The following is a 12,760-nucleotide window of genomic DNA, read 5'->3' as shown; positions in this document are numbered from 1 at the left end:
GTCGCCGGCGTGCGAGGGGCAGTTCGCAGAGCGAGCAAGGTGCCCTCCAGGGGACAGGGGCTATACGCCGCTTTCGGGCAGGACGGTCAGGCGCAGGCGGGAGGGGTGGCCGGTTCCGGTGCGGAGGGTCTGCAGGCTGGGGCGGGGGGATGTCGTCAGCCACGGGTTCTGTGTGGACCCGGAGTTGGGCAGGTGGTTCGGGAAGTCGCTGCCGGCGATCATCAGCGCGAGGCGGTGTCCGGGGCCCATCCGGTAGCCGGTGTGGCCGAGGGCGATCTCCAGCTCGCCCGGCTTGTCGGCCTGGGCGCACCCGCGCACGATCAGGCGCGCTGTGCCGTCGGGTGCCAGGTCCAGGAGCCGCACGAACACGTCGTACGTGGGTGCCGTGCTCTCCACGTGGAGCACCGCGTGGACGGGGCCGGCCAGGTCGAGCGGCGTGTCGGAGGCGGGAGTCGTGAACACGAGTACGTCGTCCCGGTCGAGGGTGCGGCGCTCGTCCGCGTGGTCGCGCAGTTGCAGGAACGTGTCGGCCGCGGCGGACGGGACGAGGTCGTACGGGTCGTAGCGCCACTGCGCCGTCCCCGGTGCGGCGGACGGGCCGGGGGTCAGCGTGCCGCCGGGCGCCGGGCCGGTGGCGGCGGCCGGCTCGCCGAGGTGGAGTTCGGCATCCGTCGCTTCCTTCGGCGGCCAGACGGCCGAGGTGCGCCAGCCCACGTGGCCGAGCTTCCAGCGGACCCGGGGAAGGGATTCGGGCGGGGCGGTCCCCTTCAGGAAGACGTCGAAGAACTCGACAGCCGGACCCGTGCAGGTGTCCAGCATGCGCTCCAGCGCCGCGTCTTCGACCATGTGATCGCCGTCCGGCGGTACAGGTGCGTCCTCCAGCCGGTAGTTCTCGTGGTCGATCGTGTCGGCGATCAGGTACTGCACCGCCGACCAGCCGGGCCGCCGGGCCAGTTCGGTGTAGTCGCGCATGTGGGCGATGCCCAGGTTGTCGAACCAGCCCACGCAGTGCAGGACGGGCACCGGCCGGGCGTCGTAGGGGTGCGGTCCGTTGTAGGGGGCGAGCGGGATGCCGCCGACGACGAGGTCGAAGCCGGCCGAGCGTTTCCCGATCGCCGCGAAGGCCTCTTCGTAGGCGTCCAGCACCGGGCGCTTGGTGAGATCGACGTCGAATGCGTAGCTGTCGTTGTCCGTCCACACCTGCGCCTGGTAGGTGGCCCCTTCCAGCCACACGGGCTGCGGGCCGGACCCGGTGTCGTAACTGGCCACTCCGGGGCCGTTGTTGGTGGTGGTCACCCGGGGGACGACGGCGCGCAGGGCGGGGTGCTCGCCGGCGACCGCCGACCACTGGGTGAACCCGTAGTAGGAGTCGCCGAACATGCCGACGATCCCGTTGGACCAGGGCTGACGGGTGATCCACTCGATGGTGTCGTAGCCGTCGTCCACCTCGCCGGTCCAGCCGAGTGTGCGGCCCTGGGAGCGGAACTTGCCGCGGACGTCCTGGACGACGACCACGTAGCCGCGTGACGTGAACCGCTCGGCGATCCTGTCAAAGTAGACGTACCGGCTGTTCTTGTCGTAGGGCAGGCGGGCCAGCACGGCCGGTGCCGGCCCGTCCGGGTCGGCGGCGTACACGTCGGTGGCCAGCAGCGCTCCGTCGCGCATGCGCACCATGTGCTGCTGGGCGTGCGGGGGAACGGGCTCGGGACTGACGCGGCGGACGGCAAGGCTCATGGGCCCCTCCACGGGGACGGCTCGAGACATGGCAGAACTTGAGAAAACAGCGTGATATAACAGCGTTACATCTGGCTGAGTTCACCGTCAACCCTCGCTGAGTTAGGTTGCTGCCATGCCGATCGATGTCGACGAAGTCCAGCGCCGCGAGGCAATCGCCCATGCGACCCTCGCCGTGGCCGCCCGGGACGGTGCGCGCGCCGTCACCATCCGCGCCGTCGCCAAGGAACTCGGCGGATCCACCGCGATGGTCACCAACTACGTGCCCACACGCATCGATCTGATCACCAACGCGGTCCGCGCGGCGGAAGCCCGGTGGCGGGGCGACCTGGAGGCGCACCTGGGCGACCTGACCGGAAAGGACCGGCTCCGCGCGACGGTGGAATGGCACCTGAGCACAGAACCGGATGACCTGCTGCTGCGCGCCCTCTGGGTCGAGATGCTCTCGTCCGCGCACACCGCTCCCCACGTGATCGACCACCAGGAGCCCCGTGAATCACGCCAGGAACTGCTCGACGCGTTCGCTTCGGCAGGAGTCCCCGACGCCGGTCTCGCCGCAGACGTGCTCTCCCTGCTGACCCGCGGCTACTACGTCTCCACCCTCGAAGAGCCGTCCTACTGGACACCGGAGAAGGCCGGCCGCGTCGCCAGGGCCGTCGTGGACGCACTCATCGACAGCTGATCGACAACGACTCGAAGAGAGTCTTATGCCCTTCTGCGCGCTTGATCCCAATGCCGGCTCCACGGCGGCGCACGACGGCACCTCTGTGGAGTTGAGAGGATGCTCACCGGCCCATGAGGGCACCGGCGGGAAGGGGATTCGATGGCGATGACCGATAGCGACAGCGAGGCCGCCCAGTACGTGCGGTTCCAATCGCCGCACCGGAACAGCCGAGGCCACTTCACCGGCGTCTTTGGGCTCGTCAACAATCTGGCGCGGGAGGGGAGGCTCTCAGACGCACAGGAGTCCTTCCGCCGGAGCAACAACAGCTGGTACGACGCCGCGTACACCGATCCCTCAACCGTCGATCCCACCGTCTACGACGATGAGATCAACCCTGGTGCCGCGTCGTGGTTCAAGCCGTCAGCATCACATCTGCTTGCCCGGGTGCCTGGTTACCTGGAGATTCTGGCCGCCCACGGCATCGATTGCCTGGCAGTGCGTTCGGCAGACCCAGGACGGGTCATCTACGAGGACGACGTACAAGTCGTGGTCGTGCCCTACGCGCCGCGCAGCACGACAGGCACGCACCCGAGTGCGAACACCCAGGAATGACAGGCCGCTCAAGATGCCCTGTGCGCCCTGGACGAACCCGGCGTCGGCCTGCACCTGCTCGACGTCTGCGGCCTCCTCGGCGTACTGCAACACCTGGTCGACAACGCACCCCCTATGCGAGGGTCTCCGCCAGTTCCCGAAGATTCCCAACCGTGTGGGTGGGAGGCAGCATCACCTGGGGGTATTCCACCGGCCCTCGCCTCAGCCAGGCGCCGCCGAGCCCAGCGCGCTGTGCACCGTCGACGTCCCACGGGTGCACCGCCACCAGCACTGCCTCCTCGGGACGAACGCCCGCCTGTTCCACGACGTACTGGTAGGCCGCAGGGGCCGGCTTCCAGCTCCGTGGCCCGCTCACGTCCAGATGACGTTCGAAGCAGTCTGCGAGACCGGCTCGCCCGAGGAGTCCCTCGCTGAGTTCCGAACTGCCGTTGGTCATGGTCAGCAGTCTCAATCCCCGCTCGCGGAGAGCGCGGACGCCGTCGGGAACGTCAGGGTGCACCTCCAGGCGGGAGAACCCGTCCAGTACGTGATCGGCCGCCTCCTCGATATCGCCGGACCACCCGGGCACGCTGGACAGCAACACCCGCATCCCCTCCCGCGCCACGGACGGGAAATCCGCGAACGCTCCCGAAGCGGTGAGCGCGAAGCCGTCCCGCAGCACACTGGCGAACCAGAGGCGGTACGCATGAGGCGGAACACCGATGTCCGCGAACCGGTCCTGGAGCGGGCCCATGTCGCTGAGTGTCTCGTTGACGTCGAATACGAGCAGCGCCGCGTTCTGGTGCGGCATGGTCTCCTCCATGAGCTCTGCGCTGGTGTCCCGGATTCGCTGAGAAGACTCCTTCGAGCAGGGTTCTCTAGGCGCCTGCCGGGGGCGTCGTACCGTGTTCCGCATCGTCCTCGCCGGCCTGCAGGTCGTTCAAGAGCGACGCGCCGAACGCCCGCAGCCGCTCCACCGCTCCGCTGTCGGGCTCCGCCGCGCGGGCCAGCGCGTTGTGGATCTCCCGGTAAACGGACGCCTCCAAGCCGCAGCGCCGGCAGTCCGCCAAGTGGACCGCGACGCGGCGCGCGGTGACCTCGTCGGTTTCGCCGTCGAGGTAGGACTGCAGCACACGCGCAGCCTGCAGGCAGTTCATCCGGCGCTCCGCTGCCGCGCGCCGTCGCCATGGGTACTTCACATCACACCTCGCTTGGGCGCCAGTCCCGCAGTGGCCAGTCGCGCCCTGATCCGCTTTCGCGCCCGGTGCAGCCGGCTCATCACGGTTCCCTCGGGAACATCCAGCAGGTGGGCGGCTTCCGCATAGGTGAGGCCGTCGATGTCCACCAACTGCACCACCTGCCGGTGCTTGTCCGGCAGCGCGGACAACGCCTCGTCCACCGCGTCGTCGAACGCCTCTCCGACCACGATCTCCTCCGCCGATCCGCTGAGGCCCGTGGAGCTGAGCCGGTCCAGATCGGTGTCCGGATCGTCCAGGAGGTGCGGACGACGGCGACGGTGCCGGTTGATCTCGGCCCGCCGCATGATCGTCAGCAGCCATGCGCGCGGATGCCTTCCGTCGAAGCCGTCGATGGCCCGGTAGGCGCGCAGCAGGGTGTCCTGTACCAGGTCCTCGGCGTCCGCGGGCTGCGACGTCAGGGTCATCGCCACGCGCAGCAGCACCTCCACTTCCGGCAGCACGTAGGCGGCGAACGCCTGCCCCTGTGGGGCCGCCGGGTCCGGGCGCGCTGTCACTTCGTCTTCCACACAGCAGAAACCCGGCCTCACCCCTCCCGCATTCCACCCTCCTTCGCCTCCTTCGCCCCTGCCCTGCCTGGGAATGCGGCGTACGTCAGGCCGGGTTTCCGGTGCATGAACAGGCAGGGCATGCCGCGACCGGGGCGCGTGTGGGCGGAATGCAGGGAGAAGATCCGGCATGTACGGCTGCGCGGTGACGTGGAAGCGTACGCCGATGGCCAGCTCACCGGCACCCACCGAAGGCGGGTGGCCGCCCACGTCGCGTGCTGCTGGACCTGCAGCGGCAGCCTGCAACTGCTGCGCCTGATCAAGGCGTCCCTCCGGCACAGTCCCCGGCGGACACCTCCTTACCGGTCCTGCCGCTGAGGGTCGTCGAGCCGGCGGGGGCGAGTCCCGGTCGCCGGACGGTCCGTCGGTCCTGGCGGTCAGCAGCAGCCTGTCGGGGCGCCGGTGCCCGGCGCGGCCGCCGTGTCCGCGGGGGTGCAGGGGAACAGGCCGAAGTGGTGGCTCTTGTCGCCGGTGACGGTGAAGTGGTCCGCGTATCGGGTGGCGCACAGCATGTCCGCGGTATTGCCGCAGACGGGCACCGGCTTGCCAGTGCGGAAGCGGTGGTGATCGTCCAGGTCGAAGGCGTGCGGGTGCTCGGCGATGGTGCCGCGGTAGACGGCGACCTGGCCGTAGTCCTCGCAGCGGTCCTCCAGGGCGAGTTTGAAGGCGCGGACGGTGCGGGAGGTGAAGGCGGCGAAGCCGATCTTCCGGCCGATGTCCGGGTCGCTGATCGTCACCTGGGAAGTGGCTACGGTGCGGGCGTCCAGGCAGCCGGCGCGTTCGAGGACACGGCGGAAGTCTTCGGTGTAGAGGGCTCCGGCGAGGCATTCGCCGACGAGGACCGGGTCGTCGAGGAGGGCGGCGGGCAGGCGCCGGTCGGCGAAGATGTCGGAGAAGTACAGCTCGCCACCGGGCCCCAGGACACGGAAGATCTCGGACAGGACGCGCGGCTTGTCCGGGGAGAGGTTCACCACGCAGTTGGACACCACGACGTCCACGGAAGCGTCCGGGATGCCGGCCGAGGCCAGGTCCTCGATGTAGCCGTGGCGGAAGTCGACGTTGGCGTGGCCGAACCGTTCGGCGTGCCAGTCCTGGTGCCGGCGCGCCACGGCGAGCTGTTCCTCGGTCATGTCGACGCCGATCACCCGGCCGGTGGGGCCGACCAGTTGGGACAGCACGTACACGTCCCGGCCGCTGCCGCACCCCAGATCGAGCACGGTGGCGCCCTCCAGCGCGGGCGGAATGGGCGAACCGCATCCGTAGAAGCGCTCCATGACCTCGTCGTGCACCTCGGTGAGCGCCGCGGCGATGTGGGGCGCCGGTGCCACGTCCGTACAGCAGGCCGAGGTCTTCAGGTCGGCGGAGGAGGCGAGGACCCTTCCGTAGTAGTCCTTGACCGATTCCGCCACGAACGGTCCGGAACCCTGCCGGACTGCGGATACGTCGATCGTCGTCATGTCGCTCCCTGGTGAGTGAGTTCTCGCGCACGGGACCGGCGGGGCGCCGGGGCCGCGACGGAAACCCGCCGGGCAGCGGCTCTCATTCCCCCGCCTGCCGGCGGCTACGGGAGCCGGTGGTCACCGTCTGCACCGGGCCACGGATCCGGCGGGGCCGCCGCCGGCCTGCCATGCTCGGCCGCCGCGCCGAGCTCCGTGCTCCGGGAACGGACCAGCCGTGCCGCCCACCAGCCGCCCGCGCTCAGCACCAGCAGAGCGCCCAGCGCGATCCACAGGCCAGAAGAGGCGGGGTCGCCCAAGGACCCGCCGAGCCCGGTATAGACCACGGTGCCGGGGACGATACCCAGGGCCGTTGCGGTCATGTAGGAGGTGAAGCGGACGCCGGCCACGCCCGCCCCGTAATTGATCACCGAGAACGGGAACAGCGGGACCAGCCGCACAACCAGTACGGCCGTGAACCCGTGACGCGTCAGGTAGGCGTCCAGCCGGGCCAGCCGTCCCGAGCCGGCACAGCGGGCCACCACCGGACGGCCCAGCCAGCGGGCGAGGCCGAACGACAGGGCCGCCCCCGCCGTCGCCCCCACGAGCACCACCCCGGCCCCCATTGGCAGCCCGAACAGTGCGCCGGCGGAAGCGGTCAGCACCGAGCCGGGCAGCAGGGCCGTCACGGCCAGGGCGTAGCAGACCGCGAAGATCACCGGCCCCCACAGGCCGAGCGAGCCGATCCACCGGCGCAGCTCGCTCAACAGGTCGACGCCCCCGAACGTCGCCCAGGTCCCGAGCACCGACAGCAGGACCACGAGCGCGGCCGGCCGCACCCATGGCGCTCGCGCCGGCCGCGGGGCCGCCTCAGCCGCGCCGTCGGCCTCGGATCGGGCACCGGGGCCGGACGGGTGATGCCCGGTTGCGGACGCCGGGGCTGCAGAGCGGTTCATGTCGGCTCCTGTGTCGGTCGCTCGGTGGGAAGGTCGGCCACCACGCGGCGCAGCGGCAGCTCAAGTCGTCGTCCCGGGGCCGCCCACCGGGCCAGGGAACGCTTGGCGGCCCGGGCGCGGTGAGCGGTGAGGCCGGGCAGGTACAGAGCGTCGGCCAGGAGGGCGGCGGCGTCGGCGGAGTCGATGGCCAGGGTGAAGACACGTCGCTCGTCGCCGCGTACGCGGAACCCCGCTGTGCGCAGCAGGGGGGCCAGGCCGTCGCGGGCCTGCGGGTTGGGCCACGGCTGGCGTACGGCGTGCAGGGCCGCCATCACGCGGAGCCAGCCGAGTGCGCCGGACGGGGAGAGCCCGGACTGCGAGGGCACCAGTGCCACGAGCGTTCCCGATCGCCGCAGTACACGCCGGACCTCCGCGAGCACCTGCGGCAGGGGCGTGACGACGGGCAGGCACATGGCCGCGCAGACGGCATCGACGCTCGCGGGGCCGAACGGGAGCGCCTCCGCGCCGGCCCGTACCAGCGGCCCGCGGCCCCGGATCGCCGCTGCGGCAAGCTCTGCCTCCGACAGGTCGACACCGATCCAGTCGGCGTCCGGCAGTTCGTCGCGGGTGGGTGCCGATCCGCAGGCCAGGTCGAGAACCGCCCCGCCGGTGCCGCGCAGCGGTTCGGCCAGCCAGGCGTACGGCGAGGTGTCCGCGAGGGCCAGGAGCCGTTCGGTCACACCGGGGTGCGTCTGGTGGTAGGCGGTGATGAAGCGCCGCCAGTCCGGTTCGTCCATCCAGCCCTCGCCTCTCTGGCACCTCGCTGCCGCGCCTCATTGCCACGCCTCGTTGCCACGCCTCGTTGCCACGCCTCGTTGCGGGACTTCCCTCACGCTCGCCGAACGGGGCCGTCCCATGGACCTGCCGTCGGTGTGCCACGCCGGTCGTCCGCCGCCGGGAACCCGGTCGGTCCGCTCCCGCATTCCCCTTCGGACACGCCGGTTACGCACGGACGAGGCCGGTCGACCCTCTTGGCCGTAATCGTGTGATCGGAAAGGGGAAGGCTAGGCCTGTGTCATCGGGTTCCCGCCATGTCACACGACCGCGCGACGACCGAGGAGAGCCCACACCATGAGCAGGTACGACCTGGTGGTCATCGGCGGCGGCAGCGCCGGACTCACCGCGGCCCGCACCGCTGGGCGTTTCGGTGCCCGTACGCTGCTCGTCGAGCGGGACCGGCTGGGCGGGGACTGCCTGTGGACGGGGTGCGTGCCGAGCAAGGCGCTGCTGCGCGTGGCCGCCGACGTCCAGGCGGCCCGCCGCACCGCCGCCTACGGGCTGCCTCCGGTGTCCGGACCGGCCGACCTCGCGGCGGCCATGGGGGAGGTGAAGCGGGCGATCGGGGTGATCGAGCCGCACGACTCCGCCGAGGCGCTCGCCCCGTACGGCGTCGACGTCGTACCCGGTGCGGCCACCTTCACGGGGCCGGGCACCCTGTCCGTCGGCGATCGGGAGATCTCCTTCCGGTACGCCCTGATCGCGACCGGTTCCGCACCGGCCCTGGTGCCGGTCCCCGGCCTGGCCGAGGCCGGGCCGCTGACCAGCGACACCGTGTGGGAGCTGTCCGAACTCCCGCGCCGGCTGGTGGTGCTGGGCGGCGGACCCATCGGCTGCGAGCTCGGCCAGGCGTTCGCCCGGCTCGGCTCCCAGGTCAGTCTCGTGGAGGCGAGGGACCGGCTGGTGCCCCGTGAGGAACCGCGCGCCTCGCAGGTGCTGCGCGACCGGCTGGAGGCGGAGGGCGTCACCGTACTGACCGGCTACCGCGCGGAGAAGGTCGACGGCGGCGCCGTCCACGGGCCCGGTGGCTCCCTCCCGTACGACGCACTGCTCGCCGTCACGGGCCGCCGCGCCAACACCCGGGGGCTCGGCGTGGAGGCGGCCGGTGTCGAGCTGACCGACACCGGCGACGTCCGCACCGACGGACGGCTGCGTACCACCAACCCCCGGATCTACGCCGCCGGCGACGTGACGGGCCGTTCGGCCTTCACCCACCTGGGCGGCGTGCAGGGCGGAGCAGCCGCCACCGACGCCCTCCTCGGTGTGCGTCGCTCGATCGACTACCGCGCGGTGCCCTGGGTGACGTTCACCGATCCCGAGATCGCCCGCGTCGGTCTCACCGCCGACGAGGCGCGCGAGGCGTACGGCGACGGCGCACGCGTGAACACTCTGGAGAACGACCGGGTCGACCGGGCGGTCGCCGACGGCCGCACCGAGGGCTTCACCCTCCTGGTGCTGGGCCCGCGCGGGAAGATCGTCGGGGCGACGGTGGTGTCACCCAGGGGCGGGGAGACCATCGCCCATCTGGCCGCGGCGGTGCGCCTGGGCTGGACGCCTTCCGACTACGCCCGCACCGTGCACCCCTATCCGAGCTACGCCGACGGGCCCTGGCACACCGCGCTGGCCGACGTCTACGCCCGCCTGGCCCGGGGCAGCGGCCCCATCGGCGCGCTGCTGAAGTTCCGCCGGGCGGTGCGCCGATGATCCTCCGTGTCGTCCTCCGTGTCGTCCTCGGTGCCGTCCTCGCGGCGATGGCACTGGGCCAGCTCGCTTCGTTCGACGCGATGCCCGCCCTCCTGACCGCCTACGGGCTGACGTCCGGCGCCGCCTCGACCGCCCTGGCCGTGGCCTTGATCGGTGCCGAGACGGTGACGGCCGTCTGGTTCCTCGCGCGGCCCCGCTCCCGCGCCGCGACGCCCGTCGGGCTGTACACCGGCGTCGCGGTGGTGTGGGCCGTCCTGGCCGCCCAGGCGTTCGCCCGCGGACTCGTCCTCGACAACTGCGGCTGCTTCGGCACGTACGCGACCCAGCCACTGCGGTGGTACGTACTCGTCGAAGACGCCCTGATGCTGCTGTATGCCTGGCTGCTGTGGCGCGGACTGCGGCGGGCCCGGCCCGCTTCGTCCGCCGCCCGGCCCTTCGCGGCGGCCCGGACCCGGCAGGAGAACCACCGATGAGGATCATCGCGGCACTGCGCGCGCTCGAACGCGCCACCCGTCCCTACGACCCCGAGTTCGCCGAGGCCATGGAACGCCGCTGGGCGGAACTCCCCGACGCCGCCAGGACCCCCGGCCAGATCCTCGGCCGGCACGGCGTCGGCTGCGAGGGAACCCACGGCGTCTTCCCCAAGTGCAACCTCAAGTGCACCCCGTGCTACCACTCCCGGGACGCCAACCAGGTACGCGTCGACGGCCCCCACACCCGCGAACAGGTCGCCGCGCAGATGGCGCTGCTGCGTGAGCTGCGCGGCCCACGCGCCCACACCCAGCTCATCGGCGGCGAGGTGAGCCTGCTCGCCCCCGACGACCACGCCGCCGCCCTCGCGGTCATGCGGGACCACGGCCGGGAACCGATGAGCTTCACCCACGGCGACTTCGACTACGGCTACCTCACCCGCCTCGCCCTCGGCCCGGACGGCAGGCGGCGTTTCGGACGGCTGTCCTTCGCCGCGCACTTCGACAAGTTCATGTACGGCCGGCGCGGCATCGAACGCCCGCCCGACGAGAAGGCGTTGAACCCCTACCGGTCACGGTTCACCACCATGTTCGCCCGTCTGCGGCGCGAGCACGGGGTGCGGTACTTCCTCGCCCACAACATGACCGTCACCCCGGGCAACCTCGACGAGGTCGCGAGCGTGATCCGCGACTGCCACGCCCATGGCTACGGCATGTTCTCCTTCCAGCCCGCCGCCTTCCTCGGCGACGAGCGCCGCTGGAAGGAGAGGTTCCGCGAGGCCACCCCGGACGCGGTGTGGGCGGAGATCGAGCGGGGCGCCGGAACGCGGCTGGACTACCGGGTCTTCGAGAACGGCGACGTGCGCTGCAACCGCACCGCCTACGGCTGCTACGTCGGCCGCCGCTGGTTCCCGTTCCTCGACGGCGGCGACCCGCGCGACCTCGCCGTACGCGACGCGTTCTTCCGCTACTTCGGACGCATGTCCTTCACCGGTACCCCGCCCGCCCTCCTCGCGGCCAGGGTCCTGCGGGTGGTGGCCCGCCACCCGTCCACCGCGGTGACCGCGCTGCGCTGGCTGGCCCGCGCCGTCCGCCGCGTCGGACCACTGCGGCTGGCCCGCCAGCGGATGCGGGTGCGCCCGGTCACGTTCGTCATGCACCAGTTCATGGACGCCGACGTCGTCGCCCCGGCCTGGGAGATGATGCGGCGCGGCGAGCAGGCCGCCGACCCCCGGCTGCGCGAGACCCAGGAACGGCTGGCCGCCTGCCACTACGCCATGGCCCACCCCGAAACCGGCACCCTCGTGCCCGCCTGCGTGCAGCACGCCGTACTCGACCCGGCCGAGAACGCGGCACTGCGCACCCTGCTGCCGATCGTCGAAGTCCGTACCGCAGGCCGCCGTTCAACCGGCGAATCACCGAAGGAGAAGTAGCGCATGCGCATAGGCGTGATCACCGGCTCCGGCAGTTACGACTGGCCCCATCTGGAGGGGGCGGCCGAGCGGACCGTCGTCACGGACCACGGCGAGGCGACCGTCACCGAGGGACGCCTGGGGAAGGCGGAGATCGTGCAGCTGTCCCGGCACGGCGCCGGTCACCACCGGCTCTCCAGCCACGTCGACCACAAGGCGAACCTCGCCGCCCTGCTCGCCCGCGAGACGGAGGCCCTCGTGTCCTTCACCGTCTGCGGCTCCCTCGACCCGGACCTGCGGCCGGGTTCCCTGGTCGTCTTCGACGACCTGTACTTCCCCGCCAACCGGCTGCCCGACGGCACCCCCTGCACCTGGTACGACACCCCCGGCGAAGCCGGCCGCGGCCACTGGATCTTCGACCGTCCCTTCAGCGAACCGCTGCGTCAGGCCCTGATCACCGCCGCCGCGCAGACCGGCGTGCCCGTCGCCACGCGGGGCGTGTACGGACACGTCGACGGCCCCCGCTTCAACTCCCGTCCCGAGGTGGCCGCCCTGGCCGCCGCCGGGGTGAGCGCCGTCAGCCAGACCGCCGGCCCGGAGGTCGTCCTGGCCGGGGAGGCCGAACTGCCCATGGCACTGGTCGGTTTCGTCACCGACTACGCCAACGGCGTCGCCGCCGAACCGGAGCCGGTACAGGCGCTGCTGGACCGCATGGCGGCGAGCAAGGAGGTCTTCGCCACGCTGGCCGGGCATGCGCTGCCGTCCCTGGACAGCCCGAGCGGGGCCGGTTTCGTCTACCGGTTCGACGCGTGAGCACCCCCGGCCGCGGCGGTGTCCCCGCGATCCTGGTCATGGCGAAACCGCCCAGGCCAGGCATGGTCAAGACCCGGCTGCATCCCTTGCTGGGCCCGGTGCGCTGCGCGGAACTCCAGGCCGCCCTCATCCGCCACACGATGGACCTGACCACCGCCCACACCCCGCGCACCTACCTCGCCTACGCCCCCGACGACGGCGCGGACACCCTGAGCACGCCCGCGCCCGCCGGTGTCCGGTTGCTCCTCCAGCGCGGTGACGACCTAGGTGTACTGCCCAGCCAGGTTGGTCGAGTTTGTGCGACGACACGGTCTGAACTTGTAGGACGGCGAAGGCCTCCGGTTGTGGAGTGGAGCTGTC

At 71.6% G+C, this 12,760-nt stretch carries 13 protein-coding genes and 1 pseudogene; 7 read left to right on the top strand and 7 right to left on the bottom strand.

Annotation, left to right across the window (positions count from 1 at the left end):
- Positions 1-60: 60 nt before the first annotated feature.
- Entirely contained in the window at positions 61-1,734 is a 1,674-nt protein-coding gene (locus KUM03_RS13100; RefSeq protein ID WP_254399281.1) for a CocE/NonD family hydrolase, read from the bottom strand.
- Between the two features lie 115 nt (positions 1,735-1,849).
- On the opposite strand from KUM03_RS13100, the gene KUM03_RS13095 reads away from it, so the two are divergent.
- Both KUM03_RS13095 and KUM03_RS13090 read left to right on the top strand, forming a co-directional pair.
- On the top strand, positions 1,850-2,416 hold the full coding sequence (locus tag KUM03_RS13095) for a TetR/AcrR family transcriptional regulator (RefSeq protein WP_217247289.1): 567 nt from the start codon (positions 1,850-1,852) through the stop codon (positions 2,414-2,416).
- A 141-nt stretch (positions 2,417-2,557) separates the two neighbouring features.
- Complete coding sequence (locus KUM03_RS13090; protein ID WP_217247275.1) at positions 2,558-3,010, top strand: hypothetical protein; 453 nt, start codon at positions 2,558-2,560, stop codon at positions 3,008-3,010.
- Positions 3,011-3,122: 112 nt separating this feature from the next.
- On the opposite strand, the gene KUM03_RS13085 is transcribed toward KUM03_RS13090, so the two are convergent.
- The 6 genes from KUM03_RS13085 to KUM03_RS13060 form a co-directional block, all read right to left on the bottom strand.
- Positions 3,123-3,800, bottom strand: coding sequence for a haloacid dehalogenase type II (locus tag KUM03_RS13085; protein WP_217247273.1), 678 nt, complete (start codon positions 3,798-3,800; stop codon positions 3,123-3,125).
- A 67-nt stretch (positions 3,801-3,867) separates the two neighbouring features.
- Positions 3,868-4,146 (bottom strand): anti-sigma factor, encoded by a 279-nt coding sequence (locus KUM03_RS13080; RefSeq protein ID WP_217247259.1) that lies wholly within the window; start codon positions 4,144-4,146, stop codon positions 3,868-3,870.
- Between the two features lie 38 nt (positions 4,147-4,184).
- Entirely contained in the window at positions 4,185-4,742 is a 558-nt protein-coding gene (locus tag KUM03_RS13075; RefSeq protein ID WP_217247250.1) for an RNA polymerase sigma factor, read from the bottom strand.
- A 428-nt stretch (positions 4,743-5,170) separates the two neighbouring features.
- Positions 5,171-6,250 carry a methyltransferase domain-containing protein gene (locus KUM03_RS13070; RefSeq protein WP_217247236.1) on the bottom strand — a complete coding sequence of 360 codons (1,080 nt, stop codon included), beginning with the start codon at positions 6,248-6,250 and terminating at the stop codon, positions 5,171-5,173.
- Positions 6,251-6,354: 104 nt separating this feature from the next.
- Complete coding sequence (locus KUM03_RS13065) at positions 6,355-7,068, bottom strand: TVP38/TMEM64 family protein (RefSeq protein WP_308406315.1); 714 nt, start codon at positions 7,066-7,068, stop codon at positions 6,355-6,357.
- Positions 7,069-7,181: 113 nt separating this feature from the next.
- Positions 7,182-7,961: a class I SAM-dependent methyltransferase gene (locus tag KUM03_RS13060; protein WP_217247217.1), complete on the bottom strand. Its 780-nt coding sequence runs from the start codon at positions 7,959-7,961 to the stop codon at positions 7,182-7,184.
- Positions 7,962-8,295: 334 nt separating this feature from the next.
- On the opposite strand from KUM03_RS13060, the gene KUM03_RS13055 reads away from it, so the two are divergent.
- From KUM03_RS13055 to KUM03_RS13035, 5 genes and pseudogenes are all read left to right on the top strand, one after another.
- Complete coding sequence (locus tag KUM03_RS13055; RefSeq protein WP_217247216.1) at positions 8,296-9,705, top strand: NAD(P)/FAD-dependent oxidoreductase; 1,410 nt, start codon at positions 8,296-8,298, stop codon at positions 9,703-9,705.
- Positions 9,702-10,178, top strand: coding sequence for a MauE/DoxX family redox-associated membrane protein (locus tag KUM03_RS13050; RefSeq protein ID WP_217247215.1), 477 nt, complete (start codon positions 9,702-9,704; stop codon positions 10,176-10,178). Before KUM03_RS13055 ends, KUM03_RS13050 begins: the two co-directional genes overlap by 4 nt.
- Complete coding sequence (locus KUM03_RS13045) at positions 10,175-11,608, top strand: radical SAM domain-containing protein (RefSeq protein ID WP_217247214.1); 1,434 nt, start codon at positions 10,175-10,177, stop codon at positions 11,606-11,608. The genes KUM03_RS13050 and KUM03_RS13045 overlap by 4 nt, the downstream gene beginning before the upstream one ends.
- A 3-nt stretch (positions 11,609-11,611) precedes the next feature.
- On the top strand, positions 11,612-12,400 hold the full coding sequence (locus tag KUM03_RS13040) for an MTAP family purine nucleoside phosphorylase (protein ID WP_217247213.1): 789 nt from the start codon (positions 11,612-11,614) through the stop codon (positions 12,398-12,400).
- A pseudogene (locus KUM03_RS13035) lies at positions 12,397-12,760 on the top strand (hypothetical protein); the annotation flags it as partial. The gene KUM03_RS13040 and the pseudogene KUM03_RS13035, both read left to right, overlap by 4 nt.

The sequence above is a fragment of the Streptomyces sp. AC602_WCS936 genome (assembly GCF_019049125.1).
In the GTDB taxonomy this organism is placed as follows: Bacteria; Actinomycetota; Actinomycetes; order Streptomycetales; family Streptomycetaceae; genus Streptomyces.
This window is presented reverse-complemented; position numbering and strand designations above follow the sequence as displayed.

Excerpts from the sequence above, each read along its gene's own strand:
- KUM03_RS13070 (WP_217247236.1), bottom strand. The coding sequence starts at position 6,250 with ATGACGACGATCGACGTATCCGCAGTCCGGCAGGGTTCCGGACCGTTC.
- KUM03_RS13080 (WP_217247259.1), bottom strand. The coding sequence starts at position 4,146 with ATGAACTGCCTGCAGGCTGCGCGTGTGCTGCAGTCCTACCTCGACGGC.
- KUM03_RS13090 (WP_217247275.1), top strand. The coding sequence starts at position 2,558 with ATGGCGATGACCGATAGCGACAGCGAGGCCGCCCAGTACGTGCGGTTC.
- KUM03_RS13045 (WP_217247214.1), top strand. The coding sequence starts at position 10,175 with ATGAGGATCATCGCGGCACTGCGCGCGCTCGAACGCGCCACCCGTCCC.
- KUM03_RS13050 (WP_217247215.1), top strand. The coding sequence starts at position 9,702 with ATGATCCTCCGTGTCGTCCTCCGTGTCGTCCTCGGTGCCGTCCTCGCG.
- KUM03_RS13040 (WP_217247213.1), top strand. The coding sequence starts at position 11,612 with ATGCGCATAGGCGTGATCACCGGCTCCGGCAGTTACGACTGGCCCCAT.
- KUM03_RS13055 (WP_217247216.1), top strand. The coding sequence starts at position 8,296 with ATGAGCAGGTACGACCTGGTGGTCATCGGCGGCGGCAGCGCCGGACTC.
- KUM03_RS13095 (WP_217247289.1), top strand. The coding sequence starts at position 1,850 with ATGCCGATCGATGTCGACGAAGTCCAGCGCCGCGAGGCAATCGCCCAT.
- KUM03_RS13100 (WP_254399281.1), bottom strand. The coding sequence starts at position 1,734 with ATGAGCCTTGCCGTCCGCCGCGTCAGTCCCGAGCCCGTTCCCCCGCAC.
- KUM03_RS13085 (WP_217247273.1), bottom strand. The coding sequence starts at position 3,800 with ATGCCGCACCAGAACGCGGCGCTGCTCGTATTCGACGTCAACGAGACA.
- KUM03_RS13060 (WP_217247217.1), bottom strand. The coding sequence starts at position 7,961 with ATGGACGAACCGGACTGGCGGCGCTTCATCACCGCCTACCACCAGACG.